The sequence below is a fragment of the Thalassospira lucentensis genome, assembly GCF_050516545.1.
Taxonomy (GTDB): Bacteria; Pseudomonadota; Alphaproteobacteria; order Rhodospirillales; family Thalassospiraceae; genus Thalassospira; species Thalassospira lucentensis_C.
The window spans coordinates 2,368,226-2,390,188 of record NZ_CP191544.1 but is presented as its reverse complement, the minus strand read 5'-3'; the positions used below and the strand labels follow the sequence as shown (position 1 = coordinate 2,390,188).

18 protein-coding genes are annotated in these 21,963 nt (G+C 53.5%); 11 read left to right on the top strand and 7 right to left on the bottom strand.

The annotated features are described in order from the left end of the window. Nucleotides 1–56 precede the first annotated feature (56 nt). Nucleotides 57–1,577, bottom strand: a complete 1,521-nt coding sequence (locus ACQ0MK_RS11070; protein WP_430472631.1) for an alanine/glycine:cation symporter family protein — start codon at nt 1,575–1,577, stop codon at nt 57–59. A gap of 36 nt (nt 1,578–1,613) precedes the next feature. After that, nucleotides 1,614–2,048, bottom strand: a complete 435-nt coding sequence (locus ACQ0MK_RS11065; protein ID WP_430472630.1) for a universal stress protein — start codon at nt 2,046–2,048, stop codon at nt 1,614–1,616. Between the two features lie 917 nt (nt 2,049–2,965). Between ACQ0MK_RS11065 and ACQ0MK_RS11060 the strand changes: the two genes are divergently transcribed. From ACQ0MK_RS11060 to ACQ0MK_RS11050, 3 genes are read left to right on the top strand one after another with little or no spacing between them, the layout of a single operon-like run. After that, entirely contained in the window at nt 2,966–4,333 is a 1,368-nt protein-coding gene (locus tag ACQ0MK_RS11060) for an NAD(P)-dependent oxidoreductase (protein WP_430472629.1), read from the top strand. Between the two features lie 24 nt (nt 4,334–4,357). Next, entirely contained in the window at nt 4,358–5,635 is a 1,278-nt protein-coding gene (gene preA, locus ACQ0MK_RS11055) for an NAD-dependent dihydropyrimidine dehydrogenase subunit PreA (protein ID WP_350046600.1), read from the top strand. 34 nt (nt 5,636–5,669) lie between these two features. Further along, nucleotides 5,670–6,947, top strand: coding sequence for a Zn-dependent hydrolase (locus tag ACQ0MK_RS11050; protein WP_430472628.1), 1,278 nt, complete (start codon nt 5,670–5,672; stop codon nt 6,945–6,947). A gap of 124 nt (nt 6,948–7,071) precedes the next feature. Here ACQ0MK_RS11050 and ACQ0MK_RS11045 read toward each other — a convergent pair whose 3' ends face one another. Together ACQ0MK_RS11045 and ACQ0MK_RS11040 are read right to left on the bottom strand one after the other, a co-directional pair. Next, on the bottom strand, nt 7,072–7,920 hold the full coding sequence (locus ACQ0MK_RS11045) for a substrate-binding periplasmic protein (RefSeq protein WP_430472627.1): 849 nt from the start codon (nt 7,918–7,920) through the stop codon (nt 7,072–7,074). Between the two features lie 118 nt (nt 7,921–8,038). Next, nucleotides 8,039–8,716 carry a TetR/AcrR family transcriptional regulator gene (locus ACQ0MK_RS11040; protein WP_430472626.1) on the bottom strand — a complete coding sequence of 226 codons (678 nt, stop codon included), beginning with the start codon at nt 8,714–8,716 and terminating at the stop codon, nt 8,039–8,041. A gap of 451 nt (nt 8,717–9,167) precedes the next feature. Between ACQ0MK_RS11040 and ACQ0MK_RS11035 the strand changes: the two genes are divergently transcribed. The 7 genes from ACQ0MK_RS11035 (at nt 9,168) to hydA (ending at nt 17,358) form a co-directional block, all read left to right on the top strand. After that, complete coding sequence (locus ACQ0MK_RS11035; protein WP_350041776.1) at nt 9,168–10,499, top strand: aspartate aminotransferase family protein; 1,332 nt, start codon at nt 9,168–9,170, stop codon at nt 10,497–10,499. Nucleotides 10,500–10,771: 272 nt separating this feature from the next. Then, entirely contained in the window at nt 10,772–11,608 is an 837-nt protein-coding gene (locus ACQ0MK_RS11030) for a nitrilase-related carbon-nitrogen hydrolase (protein WP_430472625.1), read from the top strand. 232 nt (nt 11,609–11,840) lie between these two features. Further along, nucleotides 11,841–12,632 carry an ABC transporter ATP-binding protein gene (locus ACQ0MK_RS11025; RefSeq protein ID WP_430476023.1) on the top strand — a complete coding sequence of 264 codons (792 nt, stop codon included), beginning with the start codon at nt 11,841–11,843 and terminating at the stop codon, nt 12,630–12,632. After that, nucleotides 12,622–13,551, top strand: coding sequence for an ABC transporter permease (locus ACQ0MK_RS11020; RefSeq protein WP_430472624.1), 930 nt, complete (start codon nt 12,622–12,624; stop codon nt 13,549–13,551). The genes ACQ0MK_RS11025 and ACQ0MK_RS11020 overlap by 11 nt, the downstream gene beginning before the upstream one ends. Continuing rightward, the gene (locus ACQ0MK_RS11015) at nt 13,548–14,705 is read left to right on the top strand and encodes an ABC transporter permease (RefSeq protein WP_430472623.1); all 1,158 of its coding nucleotides are present in this window, start codon (nt 13,548–13,550) and stop codon (nt 14,703–14,705) included. The genes ACQ0MK_RS11020 and ACQ0MK_RS11015 overlap by 4 nt, the downstream gene beginning before the upstream one ends. A 61-nt stretch (nt 14,706–14,766) precedes the next feature. Then, nucleotides 14,767–15,753: an ABC transporter substrate-binding protein gene (locus ACQ0MK_RS11010; protein ID WP_430472622.1), complete on the top strand. Its 987-nt coding sequence runs from the start codon at nt 14,767–14,769 to the stop codon at nt 15,751–15,753. Nucleotides 15,754–15,906: 153 nt separating this feature from the next. Continuing rightward, nucleotides 15,907–17,358 carry a dihydropyrimidinase gene (gene hydA, locus ACQ0MK_RS11005; RefSeq protein WP_430472621.1) on the top strand — a complete coding sequence of 484 codons (1,452 nt, stop codon included), beginning with the start codon at nt 15,907–15,909 and terminating at the stop codon, nt 17,356–17,358. 80 nt (nt 17,359–17,438) lie between these two features. Here the strand turns inward: hydA and sugE are convergent, their stop codons facing one another. After that, a complete protein-coding gene (gene sugE, locus ACQ0MK_RS11000) occupies nt 17,439–17,759 on the bottom strand; it encodes a quaternary ammonium compound efflux SMR transporter SugE (protein WP_430472620.1) in 321 nt (106 codons plus the stop codon). Nucleotides 17,760–17,962: 203 nt separating this feature from the next. On the opposite strand from sugE, the gene mobA reads away from it, so the two are divergent. Then, nucleotides 17,963–18,622, top strand: a complete 660-nt coding sequence (mobA, locus tag ACQ0MK_RS10995; protein ID WP_430472619.1) for a molybdenum cofactor guanylyltransferase MobA — start codon at nt 17,963–17,965, stop codon at nt 18,620–18,622. Between the two features lie 13 nt (nt 18,623–18,635). On the opposite strand, the gene ACQ0MK_RS10990 is transcribed toward mobA, so the two are convergent. Both ACQ0MK_RS10990 and ACQ0MK_RS10985 read right to left on the bottom strand, forming a co-directional pair. Next, nucleotides 18,636–19,544 carry a tetratricopeptide repeat protein gene (locus ACQ0MK_RS10990; RefSeq protein WP_430472618.1) on the bottom strand — a complete coding sequence of 303 codons (909 nt, stop codon included), beginning with the start codon at nt 19,542–19,544 and terminating at the stop codon, nt 18,636–18,638. A gap of 103 nt (nt 19,545–19,647) precedes the next feature. Next, the gene (locus tag ACQ0MK_RS10985) at nt 19,648–21,930 is read right to left on the bottom strand and encodes a methyl-accepting chemotaxis protein (protein ID WP_430472617.1); all 2,283 of its coding nucleotides are present in this window, start codon (nt 21,928–21,930) and stop codon (nt 19,648–19,650) included. Between the last annotated feature and the right edge of the window lie 33 nt (nt 21,931–21,963).

The following is a 21,963-nucleotide window of genomic DNA, read 5'->3' as shown; positions in this document are numbered from 1 at the left end:
ACACCCCCGCAGAATGTGCAGGGGTGTTTCAAATGGTGGATCAATTTCAGTTCGATCTATTTGACCTTTCTGATCTCGCCACTTTCGATTTTGGCCCAGTATTGTTTGACCTCACCACGTACGACCGGCATCAGGAAATACAGGCCGATAATGTTGGGGATCGCCATGGCAAAGATCATGGAATCCGAGAAATCAATGACCGGACCCAGGCTCATGGATGCCCCGACGATCACGCACAGGCAGAAGAACAGTTTGAAAATGATCTCCTTGCCTTTGCCTTCACCCACCAGATAGGTCCAGCCTTTAAGCCCGTAATAGGACCATGACAGCATGGTCGAAAAGGCAAACAGGACCACGGCCAATGCAAGGATCAAGGGGAACCACGTAAAGGCCGATGCGAAGGCAGCCGAGGTCAGCTCAACCCCGGTCAGACCGGAATTCAATTCACCACTGATGGTAATCACAAGGGCGGTCATGGTGCAGATCACCACCGTATCAATGAACGGTTCCAGAAGGGCGACATAGCCCTCGGTGATTGGTTCTTTGGTCCGGACAGCCGCATGGGCAATTGCGGCCGAACCAATACCGGCTTCGTTGGAAAACGCTGCACGTTTAAAGCCCTGGATCAGCGCACCAACCACACCACCGGCAACACCCGCACCGGTAAAGGCGCCGACAAAGATTTGAGCAAAGGCGTCGCCGACCATCGAGATGTTGCTGATGATAATGATCAGCCCGGCGGTGACATAAATAATCGCCATCAAAGGCACGATTTTTTCGGTCACTTTGGCGATGGATTTGATCCCGCCAATGATCACGACACCGACAATGATCGCCATGACAAGACCAAACAGCCAACCCGATCCGGCCAAAAAGCTGTTTTCACCACCGGTGACATTGACGACCTGCTGGAAGGCCTGATTGGCCTGGAACATATTGCCCCCACCAACGGCTCCGCCGATGCAGCATATCGAAAACAGAATGGCCAATCCCTTGCCCAATCCCGGTTTACCTTGTTCGGCCAGCCCCTTGGACAGGTAATACATCGGACCACCAGAGACCCGGCCATCTTCATATTCGTTACGGTATTTAACACCCAGCGTACATTCGGTGAATTTCGATGCCATGCCGAGCAAACCGGCAAGGATCATCCAGAATGTCGCGCCGGGCCCCCCGATGGAAACCGCCACGGCCACACCGGCAATATTGCCAAGCCCGACCGTGCCCGAAAGGGCGGTGGCAAGTGCCTGAAAGTGTGAGACTTCACCAGCGTCTTCAGGATGGGAATAATCCCCCTTAACCAGTGAAATGGCATGGCCGAATTTGCGGAACTGCACAAATCCGAAATACAGGGTGAAAATGGTGGCAGCCACCACCAGCCAGCCGACGATCAGCGGAAAGGCGGTGCCAGCCACCGGGATTGAATAGAATATGGTCCCGGCGATAACGTTGGAAACGGGGGCGATGGCTTGGTTGATTTTTTCATCTAGACTGACTTCCTGCGCGGCGGCGACATGTGGCAGAATAGTCGACATTACTGCAACGGCGCTGGCCATTGCTGTCTTTTTCCAGAACATGAAGTTTCTCCGGTTTATCAGTTTATGGTGATTACCTTACGGAACGACCGTGACAGGAACAGGCGATGCCTGAACCAGTGTCAGGGGCAAGCTGCCCAGCAACCGCGCACCCAAAGCGGAGCCGCCTTTGCGGCCAAGAACGATCTGTGATGCGTTTTTTTCTTTGGCAATCGAACAGATCAACTCGCCGGAATGGCCGTAACGGACCTCCGAAGTAACCGGAACTTTAAGTTTAGCGAGAGCCTCCAGCGCAGGCTTGAGGGTTTCCTCTGCCCGCGACAATTCTTCTGTGCGTCTTTGATGTCGTTCTTCCAGTTCCTTTGTTGAAAGGAAGCTGTAAGGGGACCATTCGAGAACGAATACCAGATGAACGGCACAGCCTACGGCTGCTGCGCGTTGACCGGCAAATTCAGCAGCACGCTGTGCTGCATCAGTTCCGTCATAGCCCACGAGTATCGGCTGATCGGTCATGTGCTTCTCCTGATCAGAGACTGGGTTGTCAGATGATTCTCCCACGGCACGTGATGCAATGATTTCACTTGCACCTGATCGCGATGGTCAATGACGGCGGTACGACGGTTTCCCCGATATGCATTCCCCGCCGCCAGTTGAGGCGACACAGATAAAGGATACATAAAAATGAAATATTTTCGCTAAAAAGTTGAATGTAGTAGGTTTTACTTATCTGTTTGATATGCGTTTTCCGCCGCAAAACAAAATAAATCCCGCTGAAAGGCATGTCTGTGTTGGGGGAAATTTTGTAATTACATCGAAAAAAAGTACATACAACCGGCTGTGTAGCCTTCTCGCTCTGTTGGATTGACCGGCATTTTATGAGGACTGGTTAATCAATGGGCACTGTTTGGTTAATGGCATCATTTGCCTATATTCAAATCAGGCTGGTTGATCAAAACAGATCATTCTTTTGCGAAAAATATCCTCGGCCGAGTAATTCTTGGACCGAAGACGATAAAGGTTCACCCTTTTCAAGGGCAGTTTTCTGCGGTTTATAAAACGAAACTCCAGGGAATGCGATTTTCAATTCAGTGGCGAATTTTTAATCTTGACCAAATGATCAGGATTGGACATGCTGTTTACGTCAGAGAGAGGCATCTGCACGTGTAATCAACCGGGGATAACCCCGAAACTATAAATGCACGGCAGATTAAATACTGGGAACCGGCATAAGCCGGACGGATACGCCAAGAATGTCGATACGAGAAGACCCATGGTTGGTCGGGCCCGCGCCCGTCCACGTAACGCCATAAATCCATTCTGATCCCGCCGTGGGGTCAAATGCAGGCCGTTGGTCGATCCGTATTTGCATTCTTGTTTTGTCTCTCGATGACGTCAGGAGAGGACGCCTTTTTGGCAGGGAGACAAAAGCAATGACCAACTTGCAGGCCAAGCAAGCTCAGAAGTCCGGTGCCGCCCATGGTGCTATCGGCCATAATGACGCAGATGACGGGTTTTCCGATCTGCATCCGGCTTATTCCACGCTACAGGCAATGGCAGAAAGCAATCGCTGCCTGTATTGCTATGATGCGCCGTGTGTCACCGCGTGCCCAACATCGATTGATATTCCAAGCTTCATCCGCAAGATCAGCACAAGTAACCCGGATGGCGCGGCAAAAACCATTTTGTCAGCCAACATCATGGGGGGCACCTGTGCGCGTGCATGCCCGACCGAAGTTTTGTGCGAACAGGCCTGTGTGCGCAATGTCGCCGAAGACACCGCCGTTGAAATTGGCAGCTTGCAGCGTTTCGCCGTCGATCATTTGATGGCCCGCGAAGATTTGCCCCATCCGTTCAAACGTGCTGCTGAAACCGGCAAAAACATTGCCGTGATTGGTGCCGGACCCGCCGGGCTATCATGCGCGCACCGTGCGGCGATGCTCGGTCACAATGTGACGGTGTTTGAAGCCAAGGCAAAGCCGGGCGGCTTAAACGAATATGGTTTGGCCGCGTATAAGATGACCAACGATTTCGCCCAGCGCGAAGTTGAATTCCTGTTGGGAATTGGCGGTATTCGCATCGAATATAACAAGGCCCTTGGCAAAGACATCTCCATTGCGGCATTGCAGGATTCCTATGATGCGGTGTTTGTCGGTGTTGGTCTTGGATCGACCAACAATCTTGGCCTTAAAGGCGAAGAATTCCCCGGTGTTGATGACGCAATCAAATTCATCGAACAACTGCGTCAGACAGAACCGAAATCCGATATGCCGGTTGGCAATAACGTGATCGTCATTGGCGGTGGCAATACCGCAATTGATGCCGCGGTTCAGGCCAAGCGTCTGGGGGCAGAAGAAGTCACCCTTGTCTATCGCCGTGGGGCTGAAAACATGTCCGCGACCGAGTTCGAACAGGATCTGGCCAAAACCAATGGTGTTGTTGTGCGTTACTGGGCCAAACCGGTTGCGATCAAGGCCAATGGCAAGCTGATCGGCATGGAGTTCGAAAAAACCGAACTTGATGCCAGCGGCAAACTGGTTGGAACCGGTGAGACCTTTGAAGTGCGTGCCGATCAGATTTTGAAGGCCATCGGACAAAAAATCAAAACCGATGACCTTGCCGGGATGGAGATCACCGGCGGCAAAATCGTTGTCGATAAAACCTATCAAACGACTGCGGCCGGTGTGTTTGCCGGTGGTGACTGCATCAAAAGTGGTGAAGATTTGACCGTGCAATCGGTTGAAGACGGCAAACAGGCCGCCATCGCCATTGATGCATTCCTTAAATCCACCAGCGCCTAAGCACCAGTCAGAGGGAGAGAGAAAATGGCTGATCTAAGCTGCAAAATTGCCGGGATCGATTCACTAAACCCGTTCTGGCTGGCATCCGCACCGCCGACGGACAAAAAATACAATGTCGTGCGTGCCTTCGAGGCAGGCTGGGGCGGGGTTGTCTGGAAAACCCTTGGCATTGATCCGCCCGTGATCAACGTGTCATCACGTTACGGCGCGCACCATGATCAGAATCGCCGTCTTTTGGGCATCAACAACATTGAACTGATTTCTGATCGGCCATTGGCGGTCAATCTTCAGGAAATCCGCGAATGCCGAAAAGAATATCCTGATCACGTCATCATCGGGTCTATGATGGCCCCGATCGAAGAAAAAATCTGGAAAGACCTTGCCCAGCAGATCGCCGAAAGCGGTGTGCACGGGATCGAGCTTAACCTTGGCTGCCCGCACGGCATGTGCGAACGCGGCATGGGATCGGCCATCGGGCAGGTCCCGGAAATGGTCGAACAGGTCACTCGCTGGGTCAAGGAAGCGGTCGATATTCCGGTCTTTACCAAACTGACGCCAAACATCACCAACATCCTGTGGTCGGCCGAGGCCGCCTATAAGGGCGGGGCGGATGCGGTGTCGTTGATTAACACTGTTAACTCGATCATTTCGGTCGATATCGACAACATGATCCCCGAACCTGTTGTTGATGGCAAAGGCACCCATGGCGGGTATTGCGGATCGGCGGTTAAACCGATTGCCCTGAACATGGTGGCCGAAATCGCCCGGACGCCAGAAACCCGTAACCTTGATATTTCCGGTATTGGTGGCATCACCACATGGAAAGACGCGGTCGAGTTCATGGCGCTGGGATCAAATGCGGTTCAGGTCTGTACTGCTGCGATGATTTATGGTTTCCGCGTGGTGGACGATCTGATTGATGGCATGAGCCAGTGGATGGATGACAAAGGCTATACCAGTGTCGATCAATTCACCCGTGCGGCGGTTCCACAGGTTGCTGACTGGAACGAGCTGAACATGAATTACGACACCAAGGCAGTGATCAACCCTGATAACTGCATTGAGTGCGGCCGGTGCCATATTGCTTGTGAAGATACATCCCATCAGGCCATCACCATGACCAACAAGCCCGAAGGCGGGCGTGTGTTTGAAGTGGTCGATGAGGAATGCGTTGGCTGTAACCTTTGCTATCACATTTGCCCGGTGCCTGATTGTATCACCATGGAGCCGGTCAAAACCGATAAGCCACCGATGACATGGCCGGAACATCCGCTCAACCCGATGAGTCAGGCTGCAGAATAAGCCATCAGCGCCACCAAGGAAGAAGGACGAATTTATGACTGTTCAACCCAGTGTACGTAATCTGTCGATTGACGGGGATCGCCTTTGGGATAGCCTGATGGAAATGGCCAAAATCGGTAAAACGCCAAAGGACGGCGTTTGCCGTTTGGCCCTGACCGATCTTGACCGTGAAAGCCGCGATCTGTTCATCAAATGGTGCGAGGCCGAAGGCTGTTCGATCCGTATTGACAAGATGGGCAATATCTTTGCCCGTCGCGAAGGCAAGAACCCCGACCTGCCGCCGATTGTTATCGGCAGCCACCTTGATAGCCAGCCGACCGGCGGTAAATATGATGGTGTGTATGGCGTGTTGTCCGGGCTTGAAGTGATCCGCACCCTGAATGAAGCCAAATACGACACCGAAGCCCCGATCGAGGTGGTGTCATGGACCAATGAAGAAGGATCGCGCTTTGCCCCGGCGATGGTGTCATCTGGCGTTTTTGCCAAGGTCTTTGATCTGGAATACGGTCATGGGCGCGCCGATATCGACGGCAAAACCATGGGCGAAGAACTGAAGCGCATTGGCTATATGGGGCCGGATGAACCAACCATCGATGCCCATCCGATGGGGGCCTATTTCGAAGCCCATATCGAACAGGGCCCGATCCTTGAAGACGAAGGCAAGGACGTTGGTATTGTCACCGATGCTCAAGGCCAGCGGTGGTATGAAATCAAATTCAGAGGGGTCGAAGCCCATGCCGGACCGACCCCGATGAAAACCCGCAAGGATGCGCTGCTGGGGGCTGCACGTGTTGTCGATCTGGTCAACAAGATTGGTCTGGATCGATCGCCTCTGGCCTGTGCCACGGTTGGTATGATGCAAATCCATCCCAATTCACGCAACGTGATCCCCGGCGAAGTGTTCTTTACGGTCGATTTCCGCCATCCTGATGATGCGGTGCTGGCCGATATGGACAAGGCATTGCGCGAAGGTGTCGAAAAAATTGCCAGCGATATCGGCCTTGAAACCGAGTTCGAACAGATTTTCTATTACGCCCCGGTCCCGTTTGATGCGTCTTGCGTGGATGCGGTGCGTAAGGGTGCCGAACTTGGCGGGTTCTCGTCACGTGAAATCGTATCGGGTGCCGGTCATGATGCCTGTTATCTGGCGCAAGTTTGCCCAACGGCCATGATCTTTATCCCGTGTGTCGATGGCATTTCGCACAATGAAATCGAAGAAGTTCACAAACACTGGTCCGATGCCGGTGGCCAGGTTCTTCTAAGTGCTGTTTTGGCCAAGGCCGATGAAACGGTCATGGCAAAGTCCGATTGATCGCAGCTAAATGGACCTCCCGTGGCTGACCATGCAGCCACCCGGGCGGGGCGGGTTTATCCCGCCCCGCTTTTCATTGTCCGGCTGGTGGGCGCGGGGGCGTGGGGCGTCGTCTGTCGTCAGGTCAACTGCCGCTGTCAGCATCACTCAGATGGCTTTGGGTCCATCTTTGCAGCGTGCCATCTTCATCAAGTGTTTCGATCAGAATATTGATGTTTTCGACATGGCGGGCACAGGGGCTGTTGCGCGAAAACAGAAAACGGACTTCGTTTCGGACAATCGGTGGTTCGACCGGCTTGATTTCATTTGCCAGTTTGTCGCGGGAAATATTGGCCATGCCGTCATATCGGCCCAGCATGACATAGTCGGCCCGCCCGCTAAGCAGCACATTGAAAATGCGGTCGCCGGTCGGTGAAAACATCATATCCAGACGGTGTTCGGCATATTTGTCGATGTAATCGCCATAGCTTCCACCTTGCGGACGGGCACCGCGATAGCCGATCAGGTCATGCATTCCGGTGACTTCAAACTGATTTTCGCGATGCTGGAAAATCATGACATCGTCGGAGATGTAGGGTTCGCTATAGGTGTAAATCCTGTCCCGCTCTGCGGTGAAATACGCACCTGAAATGACGTCAATTTCGCCCTTGTCCAGCATCTGGATCGACCGTGACCAGGGAATGTCCAAAAGCAGATCAAGCCGGATGCCGTGATCCATGCTGTATTGTTTCAGGATATCAATCGCAACGCCACCTTGCCGACCTTCCTGATCAATGTAGGAAATCGGCTCCCAACCACTGGCACCACCGACAGACATGGCACGACAGCCGGTGTTGGCCGTTGTGTTTTCAGTCAATTGGATAACAGGGGACTCTGCGCGTGCCGTGGGGGCAAGCGCGGCAATCAGGCCGCCAGAGATTAAAACAGCAAAACACATTCCGGCGGCGCACTTGGAAAAGGTCGGGCGCGCCATTCTGGACCTCGGACAATGGACGGTAAGGCTGCCATTAAAGATTTGTCCGTGCGCATGATTGCACAACTATCCGGAAGTGGTGGGTGTGCTATCTTTTAGAGAAGGCTTGGTTGGTTTTTCAGCTAAGCCCAACGCCTTTAAGGATAATTCTAACGACGTTTTCTTTTGCTTCGGCGAATTGTTCTTCGCTTAGTGGCTGGTCATCGTTGAAGATTTCAATCTGACGTCCGAAATCGGCGTAGTGCTGGGTGGTGGCAAAGATCATATACATCAATGAATAAGGTTCGATGTCATCCATCTTGCCTTCGGCAATCCAGCCCTTGATCACGACAACGCGGCTATCAAGCCAGTTCTTGACCGTGGTCGAAATGTAATCAGACGAGAATTTCGCCCCACGGATGATTTCATGGGCCCAAAGACGCGATCCATAGGGCCGGGCACGCGATAAATCCATTTTGGCTTCGATATATCCGCGCAGGATGACGGCCGGGTCGGCACTGTTATCAAACGTCATCGCAGCCTGGAGCCAGTGATCACAGACATCTTCCATGATCCGGCGATAGATCACTTCCTTGGTGCTGAAATAATAATGCACATTGGCCTTGGGAACTTTGGCCATTTCGGCGATGCGGGCAGTGGTCGCACCCTTGAAGCCATAATCGGCAAAAACCTGTTCGGCAGCGGCAAGAATTTGCTCTTCGTTTTCTTGACGAATTGCAGCCTTATGCGCGCCGTTTACTGCGGGTTTTCCGCCAGGTTGATGGTCCTGTTTAGCGCCGGTTTTAAATGAGGTCATCCATGCTCTCTGATTTGCGTCATTTATCTTGACCGTTTGGTCAGGTTAAAATAACCTCTACCGTAAATATGCAAAAGAAACTTTTTTATGCGCGTCGTTCTTGACCAAGGTCAAGAGTCGGTTTTGTCCAAAATATCGAACAGCACCGATGAAAGATAAACAGAAAATAGACGCCGTAAACAAAAAACAGGGTCGCTGAAATGGTGTTTGACGGTCGAATATTCGAAACAATTCTCCGGTCGTGTTAAAGCTCTAGTGCATGGGCGTGTCTCATGCTAACGATTTTTGCCTGCCTGCTTGGCAGGCCGTCTCAGACAGTGAATGTGCGACATATTGGTCACCACACCAAATCGAACATTCAGGATCGGGACAAAATATCAGATATCGGACGTCAGATGCCCGCATCCGATCCGGTATCAGGGAAGCAATAAAAAGGTACGGGAGACCTTTTATGACAGCCACCACGAAAATCAGCCGACCGAATGACCTTTCGGCATTCTGGATGCCGTTTACGGCCAACCGCCAGTTCAAGCAGACGCCGCGTATGCTGGTCGCTGCCGATGGCATGTATTACACGACCGACGATAACCGCCAGATTCTGGACGGGACCGCAGGCCTTTGGTGCTGTAATGCCGGTCACAAACGTCCAAAAATCGTCGAAGCCGTCAAAGCACAGATGGACGAGCTGGACTATGCGCCTGCTTTCCAGATGGGCCACCCCAAGGCGTTCGAACTGGCCAATCGTCTGGCACAGTTGATGCCGGGTGATCTCAACCATGTTTTCTATACCAACTCTGGTTCTGAATCGGTTGAGACGGCGCTTAAGATCGCACTGGCCTATCACCGCGCACGTGGTGATGGACAGCGGACCCGCCTGATCGGGCGTGAACGCGGCTATCACGGTGTGAACTTTGGCGGCATTTCGGTTGGCGGCATTTCGGGCAACCGCAAAACCTTTGGCCAGATGCTGGGCGGTGTTGACCATATCCGTCATACCTATCTGCCCGAAGAAAACGGTGTCACACGCGGAATGCCTGAACATGGCGCATTCCTTGCCGATGATCTTGAACGCATTTGCGCGCTGCATGATCCGTCAACGATTGCGGCGGTCATTGTTGAACCGGTTGCAGGGTCGACCGGCGTTCTGATCCCGCCAAAGGGCTATCTTGAACGCCTGCGCGAGATTTGCACCAAGCACGGCATCTTGTTGATCTTTGATGAAGTCATTACCGGTTTTGGTCGCCTTGGCGCGCCGTTTGCCGTGGATTATTTCGGTGTTCAGCCGGATCTGGTCACAACCGCAAAGGGTCTTACCAACGGGACGATCCCGATGGGGGCCGTGTTTGCCACGGATGCCATTCATGATGCCTTCATGACCGGTGCTGAAAACATGATCGAGCTGTTCCACGGTTACACCTATTCGGGCAATCCTGTTGCCTGTGCGGCTGCCATGGCAACGCTTGAGACCTATGAAGAAGAAGGTCTGTATAGCAAGGGCAAGGAACTTGGCCAGTATTGGGAAGATGCGGTGCATAGCCTGATCGACCTGCCATTGGTCAAAGATGTTCGTAACCTTGGCCTGATCGGTGCGATCGAGCTTGAAGGGATCGAAGGATTCCCGACCAAGCGTGCTTTCAATGCCTTCCTCAAGGCGTTTGAAAAAGGCATCCTGATCCGGACCACCGGCGACATCATTGCGCTGTCTCCGCCGCTGATCATTGAGAAATCACATATTGATGAGCTGTTTGGAACACTGCGCGAAGTGCTTAAAGAGATCGACTAGGATCAAAGACACCGAACCCTTTGCCCCTGGATGGGCAAAGGGTGCTTGCTTGCAGTTCCGATAAAAACCAAACGGTTCTGCAACGCTGCTGAGGAAACATCTGTTTCGCGATTTTCTGATCGCGTCCCATCTGGGAAATGACCCAAAAAAAACAAAGGGTCTTTGGGGCGCGTTCGGGCATAAGTCCGTCAGACCGCATAAGCGGCAAGGGCATAAAATATCAGATCAAGGAGGTATCTCGGATGTCAAAGCTGAGAGGGGGCCTGATTCAAATGAGCCTGAAAGGCTCAACAGATCAGACGCCCGAAGAAATCCGCAAGGCCATGATTGAAGCACACCTGCCTTATATCGAAGAGGCGGGTAAAAAAGGTGTGCAGGTCCTGTGTTTTCAGGAAGTTTTCACGCAACCGTATTTCTGTCCCAGTCAGGACAAGAAATGGTATGCCGCAGCCGAAAAAATCCCCGATGGCCCAACCACGCAACTGATGTGCGAACTGGCGGCCAAATACAAAATGGTCATTGTCGTTCCGATCTATGAGGAAGACATTACCGGGGTTTATTACAACACCGCTGCCGTGATTGACGCCGATGGGACTTATCTTGGGAAATACCGCAAAACCCATATCCCCCATGTTGCCGGTTTCTGGGAGAAGTTCTTCTTCAAACCCGGTGCATCGAACTGGCCGGTGTTTGAAACCCAGTATTGCAAGCTTGGTGTTTACATTTGCTATGACCGCCACTTCCCGGAAGGTTGGCGTGCGCTAGCACTCAATGGTGCGGAATATATCGTCAATCCGTCGGCGACCGTTGCCGGGGTTTCGGAATATATCTGGAAACTTGAACAGCCCGCATCGGCGGTGGCCAATGGGTGCTTTATCGGTGCGATCAACCGGGTCGGGCGCGAAGCCCCATGGGATATCGGCGAGTTTTATGGCCAAAGCTATTTCGTCAATCCACGCGGCGAGATCGAAGCACAGGCATCGCGTGATCAGGATGAATTGCTGGTCCATGACATGGATATGTCGATGGTGCGCGAAATTCGCAATAACTGGCAGTTCTTCCGCGACCGCAGGCCTTCGACCTATACGCGCCTGACGGACGGGGATTGATTTCAGAATGCCGGCAAGCGGGCAAATCCGCTTGCCGTTTTGCTTTGACCGACACGCGGGTTTATTCCGCAATTCCGGCAACGACCGGGTAAATGTCGGCAAGGTTCAGGGCAACGTCCCTGAGGGAAGCTTCCATTGAGTGCGCCAAAAGAGACACTTTTGGTTCCGAGAGAGACATACGATCAGGGGATACCCCATGACGCTAAAAGAAGTCGTCAATAATGTTGCTGCGATGCCCGCATCAAAGAAAGCAGTTGTTGATATTAAAAACCTGTCGCTGACCTTTCAGACGGCTGACGGACCTGTTTATGCGCTTTCCGAAGTTGATCTGACGATTGACGAAGGCGATTTTGTTTCCTTTATCGGCCCGTCGGGTTGTGGGAAAACCACGCTGTTGCGTGTGATTGCCGATCTGGAAAAGGCAACGGGTGGCGATATTTCGATCAATGGCGTTTCGCCCGAAGCCGCACGTGAAAACCGTGCTTATGGCTATGTGTTTCAGGCACCCGCCCTGTTGCCCTGGCGCTCCATTGAACGCAATGTGACCTTGCCGCTTGAAATCATGGAGCTTTCCAAGGAAGAGCGCATCAAACGTGCCCATGATGCCCTGAAGCTTGTTGAGCTGAACGGGTTTGAAAAGAAATTCCCATGGCAGCTGTCAGGCGGCATGCAGCAACGGGCCTCCATTGCGCGTGCGCTGTCATTCGATGCCGATTTGTTGTTGATGGATGAGCCGTTCGGCGCCCTTGATGAAATTGTCCGTGATCATTTGAATGAACAGCTGTTGAAGCTGTGGGCGCGGACCAACAAGACGGTTGCCTTTGTCACCCACTCGATCCCCGAGGCGGTGTATCTTTCGAGCAAAATCGTCGTGATGTCACCGCGTCCGGGCCGGATCATTGATGTGATCGAAACCAACTTCCCCAAGGACCGGACTCTCGATATCCGTGAAACCCCGGAATTCCTTGAAATTGCCCATCGTGTTCGTGAAGGGCTACGCGCGGGGCATGGCAATGACGAGTAACACAGCCAGCCTGACCGGATCGATTGCCGGACCGTCGCTTTGGAACCGTATGATGTCGGGCCAGACGGGGCCGGTGTGTGTCATTGTGATTACGCTTTTGGTCATGTGGTATGTCGGGGCGATTTTCATGAATGCCCCGACCCAGATTGACCGCTATAACCGGGCTGATCAAACCTGGACAACGACGCAGCTGATCGAAGATACACTGGCACAGGAACGCCCGATCCTGCCAGCACCGCATCAAGTCGTTCAGGAAATGTATAAGACCATCTTTGCCACCAAGATCACGTCAAAGCGGTCCTTGGTCTATCATAGCTGGGTGACGCTTTCCTCGACTTTGCTTGGCTTTGCCAGCGGGACGTTGTTGGGCATTCTTTTGGCGGTCGGCATTGTCCATGTCACGACGCTTGAAAAAAGCCTGATGCCGTGGGTGATTTCATCACAAACCATCCCGATCCTTGCGATTGCGCCGATGGTGATTGTTGTTCTGGGTGCGATCGGGATCAAGGGATTGATCCCAAAAGCGGTTATTTCGACCTATCTTTGTTTCTTCCCGATCACGATCAGCATGGTCAAGGGGCTCAGGTCCCCACAGGTCATCCAGCTTGATCTGATGCGGACCTATAATGCCTCGAAATGGCAGACCTTCTGGCAGCTTCGTTTGCCATCTGCGATGCCGTATTTGTTTGCCAGCCTGAAAGTCGCAATTGCGATCAGTCTGGTCGGCGCGATCATTGGTGAACTACCAACCGGCGCACAGGCAGGCCTTGGCGCGCGGCTTCTGGCCGGGTCCTATTATGGTCAAACCATTCAAATCTGGTCGGCCCTGTTTACCGCGGCCTTTGTCGCGGCAATGATGGTAATGATTGTCGGTTGGTGCGAACGGCGTGTTCTGGCCCGCATGGGGGGTGGCGCATGACACAGATAAAGCTTGATCGATTTTGTCTGGTCGCGGCAATTGCAGCCCTTCTGGCCCTGATCTTCCCGCTGGCGGGCGTTGATCTTGATACCGGCAAACAGGTTGCCTTTGTGGGTGATATTACCGGTCTTGCCAGTGCGATGGCACTTTGCGTGATCACCGGGGCGGCATTCACATGGATTGGTGTGCGCACGGTCTGGCATGCGGTAATCGTTCTGGCGGTTGCGGTCTTTGGATCATGGCAGGCGATTGACGCACTTTATGAATACGGTGTGGCTGGCTATGCCAGCACCGGGTTCTGGTTGTTTATCATCTCGCTTTGGGCCTTTGTCTGGCGCGGGATTGATGTGATTGCCAATTACCGCAGTCTTGAAACTGCCAAACAGCAATCAGCCAATATCTTTGTGCCCGTCGCATTCGGCGTCTGGTTGCTGTTTGTCTGGGAAGTCGTCGTTGCCGGATTTGGCGTGCCACAGGTTCTGTTGCCGCCACCCAGCATGATCGGCGTTCGGTTTGTGACATCGACCGACATCATGGCGGCTGATTTCTATCAGACCTTTGTGAAGGCGGTTCTCAGTGGCTATGTCATGGGCTGCGGATCGGCCTTTATCGTCGCGATTGCGGTTGACCGTGTGCCATTCCTGAAACGCGGTCTTTTGCCACTTGGCAATATGGTCTCGGCCTTGCCGATCATTGGCGTGGCCCCGATCATGGTGATGTGGTTTGGCTTTGACTGGCAATCAAAGGCCGCAGTTATCGTGATCATGACTTTCTTCCCGATGCTGGTGAATACCGTGACCGGTTTGAATGCAGCAGGGAAACTGGAAAAGGACCTGATGGCGACTTATGCGTCGGGCTATTGGTCGACGCTGTTTCGTTTGCGGTTGCCAGCGGCGATGCCATTTGTGTTCAACGCACTTAAAATCAATTCCACGCTTGCGCTGATTGGTGCAATCGTCGCCGAATTTTTCGGCACCCCGATTGTTGGTATGGGCTTCCGCATCTCGACCGAGGTGGGCAGGATGAATATCGACATGGTGTGGGCGGAAATCGCATTGGCAGCCCTTGCGGGGACTGCCTTCTACGGAGCCGTGGCTTATATCGAGAGAAAAGCAACGTCATGGCATCCGTCTTTTAGGGTACGTCGCCATTAAAGGCACAATCAAAGACGGCCCACCGGGAGGACTTGACTACAACCTGAGGAGACATCGACGAATGAATAAATTATTTGCGACTGCATTGGGGTTGGGTTTCGGGCTTTCATCGTTTTCGGCGATGGCAGCAGATGAAGTAACCTTGCAGCTTAAATGGGTCACACAGGCCCAGTTTGCGGGCTATTATGTGGCACTCGACAAAGGCTTCTACGAAGAAGCTGATCTTGACGTAACGATCAATCCGGGTGGCCCGGATGTTGCCCCGCCACAGGTTATTGCCGGTGGTGGTGCAGATGTGGTTGTTGACTGGATGCCGTCTGCTTTGGCATCGCGCGAAAAAGGCGTTCCGTTGGTCAATATCGCACAGCCATTTGCCAAATCCGGCATGATGCTGACCTGCTTGAAGGAAACCGGTGTTGAAAGCCCGGATGACTTCCCGGGCCGGACGCTTGGCGTCTGGTTCTTTGGCAACGAATATCCTTTCTTAAGCTGGATGTCGAAACTTGGCATTCCGACCGATGGCGGGGACAAAGGCGTTACCGTCCTGAAACAGGGCTTTAACGTTGATCCGTTGATCCAGAAACAGGCCGATTGCATTTCGACCATGACCTATAACGAATACTGGCAGGTGATTGATGCCGGTATTTTGGCCGACGATCTTAAGGTCTTCAAATATGAAGATCAGGGTGTCGCAACCCTTGAAGACGGCCTTTATGTTCTTGAAGACAAGCTGAAAGATCCGGCTTTCGTTGACAAGATGGCACGCTTTGTCGATGCCAGCATGAAGGGCTGGATGTGGGCAAAAGAAAACCCGGAAGACGCGGCAATGATCGTTCTTGATAACGATGCCACCGGTGCCCAGACCGAAAAGCATCAGGTTCGCATGATGCAGGAAATCGCCAAGCTGCTGGGTGACAGCGGCAAACTGGACGAAGCAGCCTATCAGCGTACCGTTGACAGCCTGCTGTCTGGTGGTTCCGATCCGGTGATCTCCAAGGAGCCGGAAGGTGCCTGGACCCATGCTGTAACCGACAAGAGCGCGATGTAATCCGATCTTGAACCGTCCGGCGGGCATCTGTTCGCCGGACGGATCTACCTTAAAGCCGACGTTTGAATTTAAGCCCTGACGATGTCGGGGAAATTGGCGGAATGCCGGGACTGCCCGCAACTTTTCGCCCCAAAGACAGACAAGGAGCCACCGATGTCCATGGTTATTCGTGGCGGAACCATTGTTACCGCCGATCTGACATATAAATCCGACATTTTGGTCGAAGACGGCAAGATTGCTGCGATCGGGGATAACCTGACCGGGGACAAGGTGATTGACGCCGACGGCTGCTATGTCATGCCCGGCGGGATTGATCCGCACACCCATATGGAAATGCCCTTTATGGGCACCTATTCCGAAGACGATTTTGAAAGCGGGACCAAGGCCGCGGTTGCCGGTGGCACGACCATGGTGGTTGATTTCTGCCTTCCGGCCCCGAACCAGTCGCTGCTTGAAGCATTACAGGCATGGGATAACAAATCGTCCAAGGCGGTTTGTGATTATTCCTTCCACATGGCCGTGACCTGGTGGAGCGAACAGGTCTTTGACGAAATGAAAATCGTCGTCGAAGAAAAAGGCATCAACACATTCAAGCACTTCATGGCCTATAAGGGCGCGCTTATGGTCGATGATGATGAAATGTTTGCATCCTTCTCGCGCTGTTCCGAACTCGGTGCGATGCCGCTTGTTCATGCCGAAAACGGCGATGTGGTTGCGACCTTGCAGCAGAAATTGCTTGCCGAAGGCAATAACGGGCCCGAAGCACATGCCTATTCACGGCCCGTGGATGTTGAAGGCGAGGCCTGTAACCGTGCGATCATGATTGCCGATATGGCCAATGTGCCGCTTTATATCGTCCATGTATCGTGTGAACCGGCCCACGAAGCCATCCGCCGCGCGCGTGCCAACGGTAAACGCGTATTCGGTGAACCGTTGATCCAGCATCTTGTGCTTGATGACAGCGAATATGCCAATGCGGATTGGGACCATGCCGCACGCCGGGTCATGTCTCCGCCATTCCGCAGCAAGCTGCATCAGGATGGCTTGTGGAACGGTCTGGCATCGGGCAGCCTTCAGGTTGTTGCCACCGACCATTGTGCGTTCACCACTGAACAAAAACGCATGGGTGTCGGCGATTTCACCAAAATCCCGAACGGCACCGGTGGTCTTGAAGACCGCATGCCGCTTTTGTGGACCTACGGGGTGAATACCGGCCGTCTAACGATGAATGAATTCGTCGCGGTGACCTCGACCAATATTGCCAAGATCCTGAATGTCTATCCGCGCAAAGGGGCAATCCTTGTCGGGGCAGATGCCGATCTTGTGGTCTGGGATCCGAAGGCGTCAAAAACCATCACCGCCAAACACCAGCAATCAGCAATTGATTACAACGTGTTTGAAGGCCACGAAGTCACCGGTCTTCCGCGCTATACCATCAGCCGTGGGCGCATTGCCGCGGAAGAAGGCGTTGTCATTGCCAAATGCGGTGACGGCGAATTCATCCGCCGCGAACCTTATCCAGCCGTGAACAAGGCGCTTTCCAAATGGAAGGAAATTACTTCGCCGCGTAAAGTTGAACGCAGCGGTATTCCGGCGGGCGTCTAACACGTTTGGCGGTCTGAAAATGAAAACGGGGCAGCCAGTCGCTGCCCCGTTTTGTATTTTGAAATATGTGGGTCGTTAGCCTAACTCGGACTAAACAGTTTCAACATCACGATGCCAGACAGGATCAGGCAGATCGCGACCAAGCGCCCGATATTGGCAGACTCACCCAGAACCATGATGCCGAAAATCACCGCGCCAACGGCACCAATCCCGGTCCATATGGCATAGGCCGTGCCCAACGGGATTGTGCGCATGGCAATGGCAAGCAGCCAGAAACTGCCGGCAATGGCCGTGACGGTAAAGATGCTCGGGATGGGCTTGGTGAAACCTTCGGAATATTTCAGGCCCACGGCCCAACAAATTTCGAGAAGTCCTGCAATCAGTAATGAAATCCAGGCCATATTGCGGCCTCCTTGGTAAAAGGGGCCGTCCCCGATGGTCTGATGACGAAATCCGGTCGTCCGGTTTCGGGCCAACGTTTTACGTGACGTTGCCATTGTGCTTATGAAATTTATAGGCGACAAATACCACACAGGCAATTGCCGTAAAGGCAACATGGCTGTGACTTTTCGTCATTAATCAGAACGTTTTGGATCGCAACGGCATGACGGTATCCTCCGACCTCACCCGAAAAAACAAGCGTCCGAAAACCGCCGCACTGATCCTTGCCGGTGGTGAAGGCAAGCGCATGGGCGGCAATAAACCGTTTCGCGAGGTTGGCGGCAAAACGTTACTGACGCGCGTGATCGAAGTTGCCCAAGCGCAATGCGAATATGTGATGATTTCCTCGAACGAGGATGAGGATGTTTTTAAAGCTTACGGCTTGCGGGTCGTTGCCGACAAACCACAAGCCGGGCAAGGACCGCTGGGCGGCATTTTGGGCGGGCTTGGTGCCTTGCCAGAAGATACCGACTGGCTTGTGACCTTCCCGGTTGATTGCCCGATTGTACCGGTTGATATGGTTGCGCAATTACTTAATGCTGCGCAGACTGACAACGCTAAAGCCGCCTTCGCCAGCCACGCGGATCGTGACCATTATCTGTCCAGCATCTGGCACCGGGATGCGGCCCATATGATTGGTGAAAAGCTTGCCGATGATGATCGGCGGGTGCGGGGACCGTTGCAGGCGCTTAACGCATCAAAGGTCGTATTTGACGATCTGGTTTCCGGGCTTGCGCCATTCACCAACATAAACACATCTGAAGAGCTTAAAACCGTTACCGCGGCACTTGCCAGCTTTGTAGGCGTGCCAACGCGAAAATAGCGATCACGCTAAGCTAGTTAACGCTACACGCCCGCCAAGGCGTCCAAGGCTGATAGCCTTCAAAGAACCGGGCAAGGAACTGATCAACCTTTTCGCGGTTTTCTGCACGGGCGGCGGGTTCCAGTTCCTTGTCATATGCACCGCAATTCTTTTCAACCGCATCGCCAATGGTTTTCCAGTCGACATCTTCGTTATGGCCGGGAAGTCCGGTGGCAATCGCGCACCACCCAACTGCCTCGGCCGTGTCCTTTACGGACCGGGCTTCTTCGGCGAGATAGGCCGCAGCACGCATTTCGCCGCGCTGGGCAGCAGCACGGAGATACTGATACCGTCCGGTATCGGATTTGGTGAAACGATTGGCCAGAAGGGTGGCAGCACGCGGGTCGCCAAGTTCCCATGCCTGTTCAAGCATGGATTTGGCGGCATCGTTGTTGCCCTGATCGACGGCATCAAGGGCCAACCAAAGCATGGCCTGGGTTTGGTTCTGATCGGCGGCCTGTTGATAAAGGCCGCGCACCAGATCGCGCGGGGCCTGTTCGGCTTCAAGCTTGCGGGCCATGACAACGCTGGCATCGGGGTTTTGATTGCCCGCCGCCTGTTTCATCATATCCCAACCGCCATCTTCATTGGCATCGATCCCCGCCCCATTGATCATTTGGCAGGACAGAAGATATTGCGCGGTGGCGTTGCCCTGATCGGCAAGCGAGGTAAAAACCTGTGCCGATTTTTCAAAGTCACCATGGCGATAGGCCGAAATGCCGTCATCAAGTACAGAAGAGGCATGGGCCTGACCGGTGAATGTGGCCAATGTCAGCGATGCAGCCAGCAGAAGGGCCGTAGGCTGCAAAGCCGACATTTCCGATTTGTGCAGAACAGTCTTGCACACGACGGACTTTGAAAAATGGGCGATTAAGGTTTTCATGGAATTCTGTCTAACATTTTTGCTGTGCTACGGGCGTAAAAAATGCGCCGGGGCCGATACGGCAAATGGGGGCCATTTACCGTATTTGCCCCGGCAAGTTCGCTCATGGCAGGGAGGAACTGGTTGGGCGCATGTCTCGGTTCTGGTCAGAAGCGTGATCTGCCGGTTGGTCGGAACGAATGGTGGCAAGGAAATCACGAACACGATTGCCCAGATCATCAGATTGCGTACGCAGGCGGTCCGTCGCATCGAGCAGGCCATCCACGGCATGCAGGTTATCATCTGCGGCCGTGCTAACCTGTGCGATAGTGCTGTTCATTTCACTGGCCGCGGTGGCGGACTGTTCGACATTACTGGCGATTTCGGCGACAAATTCCTGTTGCTCGCTGACAGCATCGGACATTTCGCTGACGGTTTCATTAATACCGGTGATGCTGTCACGAATACCCCCAATCGCCTTGACCGCGATGCCGGTGGTTGACTGAATTTCATTGATCCGTTCGGCAATACGATCTGTTGCAGACCCGGTCTGATTGGCAAGGTTTTTGACTTCTTGCGCAACCACGGCAAAGCCCTTTCCGGCTTCGCCCGCGCGGGCGGCTTCGATCGTTGCATTTAGTGCCAGAAGGTTGGTTTGGGCAGCGATGTCCTGAATAAGGTTAAGGATCTCGCCGATTTCCTGCGCACCGGTTTCAAGTTCATGCATCGTGGCATTGGTGCGCTGCGCGGCTTCAACTGCACTGGTCGCGGCCTCGACGGATTTCTGTGCCCGGTTGCCGGTATCCTGTACCCGTTCAGACAGTGAATGCGTGGCATCAGATACCGACGCCATATTGATCGAGATTTCCTCGGACGCGCCAGCAACACCGGTCGCATTTGAGGATGCGGCCTGTGCACGGTCCCGCACCTGATTTGAGGTTGCCTGAATGTTTTCCGCTTCGCGGGCAACCCCTTGGGCGACCTGCATGATGGAGGCCTCAAACGCATCTGCTAGATCGAGCATGGCGCGCGTGCGTTCGGTTTCGGCGTGTTCGCGTTCGCGGGCAACTTTTTCTTCAGCCTGCTGGGCGGCAAGGCTGGTTTCGCGAAACTGACCAAGGATTTCGGCCATGCGCCCGATTTCATCGCGCCCCTGATCTTTGACTTCGGTCGAAAGGTCGCCGTTGGCCACACGGCGCATGCCGTCAATCACCCGCAAAAGACGTTTGATCAGGTTGCCCCGTACATAGAAAATCAGGATCAAAAGTGAAATCACCAGAACAGCGCCACCGATAAACGCAATCACTTTTTGATCGCGCACCACCTGCGATAGCGCATCGGTCGCATTGGCATCGACCTCGACCCGTTTGCTATCGACCATCAAGGTGATGGAATGCGACAGGGCTTCGGCACTGGCGAGCGTTGCTTCAAGGGTTTGTTCGGTCTGGTAGTGATTGTCCCATTCGGTTTCGCGCAGATCAAACACACTCTTGCCACCCGCGCCATACGCCAAAAGGGCCCTGGCAAGGTCACGAATTTGAGTGCCGTCATCAGTGTCGGGCAATTCTTCGAGCGCATCGGAAATGCGCAATTCCGCCCAGCTCCATTGGTTGCGGACTTCATCCATCGCCTCCCCCTCGGGTACGGCAATAGCAGCGGTCAACATGCCAAAGGCAAGGTTCACATTGGCGCGTATTTCGGCAATCAATTGTGAAAAGGCGATGGTTTCTTCAAGTGTTGCGGCGGCATCAAGATTGCCATTCGAAACCCGGGAGATCCCACGTGATACATCGATATCAACCACCTCAACCAGCGGATTGAGGAATTCCGACAAGTCAGCATAGGCAAAAACCATATCAAGCGTCAGATCACCGCGCTTTTCCTCTATCTCAAGGCGCTGGGTGGTCAGATCATGCAGGGTTTCACGGCGGGTAACAATGTCATCAAGCTGTGCGGTCAGGGCCGGGATCGCATCGACCAGTTCGGGCTCTGAGGGCGGGGCATCTTCCGATGCTGGATCCTCGGCGGTTTCGTCACGTGGAGCGGAAACGTCTATCATCACCGGTTCGGGATTGGCCTCGGCAATTTCGGTCAGTCGCAGCCGGGCGTCAGCAATCAATGTATCAAGGCGTGCCTGTGTCGCGGCCAACTCGTCGGCATTGCGGGACGCTGCAAGAACGGGGGCCTGCGCGGCAAGGCCTACGCCATCCATAGCCAGTTCCATCTGGCGAATGATTGACGGCAGACTATCGGTAGTGATGTCGGCAACAAGGTCGCGACTGTTACCAAACGACACCCATGATACGACCGATGAAACCCCGGCCAATACCAGAATTAGGGCAAACGAAGCCATTAGCCGACCTTGAATGCCAAGGCCTGCGCGACGTTTTTGAATGGCGCTATTCACTTTTTCCTCCCTGTCTTGCCACAGTTCTTGTTG

What these genes read in the sequence shown, in the direction of transcription:
- ACQ0MK_RS11060 (WP_430472629.1), top strand. Translation starts at nt 2,966, where the DNA reads ATGACCAACTTGCAGGCCAAGCAAGCTCAGAAGTCCGGTGCCGCCCAT.
- ACQ0MK_RS10990 (WP_430472618.1), bottom strand. Translation starts at nt 19,544, where the DNA reads ATGAAAACCTTAATCGCCCATTTTTCAAAGTCCGTCGTGTGCAAGACT.
- ACQ0MK_RS11030 (WP_430472625.1), top strand. Translation starts at nt 10,772, where the DNA reads ATGAGCCTGAAAGGCTCAACAGATCAGACGCCCGAAGAAATCCGCAAG.
- ACQ0MK_RS11035 (WP_350041776.1), top strand. Translation starts at nt 9,168, where the DNA reads ATGACAGCCACCACGAAAATCAGCCGACCGAATGACCTTTCGGCATTC.
- mobA (WP_430472619.1), top strand. Translation starts at nt 17,963, where the DNA reads ATGACGGTATCCTCCGACCTCACCCGAAAAAACAAGCGTCCGAAAACC.
- ACQ0MK_RS11010 (WP_430472622.1), top strand. Translation starts at nt 14,767, where the DNA reads ATGAATAAATTATTTGCGACTGCATTGGGGTTGGGTTTCGGGCTTTCA.
- ACQ0MK_RS11065 (WP_430472630.1), bottom strand. Translation starts at nt 2,048, where the DNA reads ATGACCGATCAGCCGATACTCGTGGGCTATGACGGAACTGATGCAGCA.
- ACQ0MK_RS11025 (WP_430476023.1), top strand. Translation starts at nt 11,841, where the DNA reads ATGCCCGCATCAAAGAAAGCAGTTGTTGATATTAAAAACCTGTCGCTG.
- ACQ0MK_RS11050 (WP_430472628.1), top strand. Translation starts at nt 5,670, where the DNA reads ATGACTGTTCAACCCAGTGTACGTAATCTGTCGATTGACGGGGATCGC.
- ACQ0MK_RS11040 (WP_430472626.1), bottom strand. Translation starts at nt 8,716, where the DNA reads ATGACCTCATTTAAAACCGGCGCTAAACAGGACCATCAACCTGGCGGA.
- ACQ0MK_RS11020 (WP_430472624.1), top strand. Translation starts at nt 12,622, where the DNA reads ATGACGAGTAACACAGCCAGCCTGACCGGATCGATTGCCGGACCGTCG.
- ACQ0MK_RS11070 (WP_430472631.1), bottom strand. Translation starts at nt 1,577, where the DNA reads ATGTTCTGGAAAAAGACAGCAATGGCCAGCGCCGTTGCAGTAATGTCG.
- preA (WP_350046600.1), top strand. Translation starts at nt 4,358, where the DNA reads ATGGCTGATCTAAGCTGCAAAATTGCCGGGATCGATTCACTAAACCCG.
- hydA (WP_430472621.1), top strand. Translation starts at nt 15,907, where the DNA reads ATGTCCATGGTTATTCGTGGCGGAACCATTGTTACCGCCGATCTGACA.
- ACQ0MK_RS11015 (WP_430472623.1), top strand. Translation starts at nt 13,548, where the DNA reads ATGACACAGATAAAGCTTGATCGATTTTGTCTGGTCGCGGCAATTGCA.
- ACQ0MK_RS11045 (WP_430472627.1), bottom strand. Translation starts at nt 7,920, where the DNA reads ATGGCGCGCCCGACCTTTTCCAAGTGCGCCGCCGGAATGTGTTTTGCT.
- sugE (WP_430472620.1), bottom strand. Translation starts at nt 17,759, where the DNA reads ATGGCCTGGATTTCATTACTGATTGCAGGACTTCTCGAAATTTGTTGG.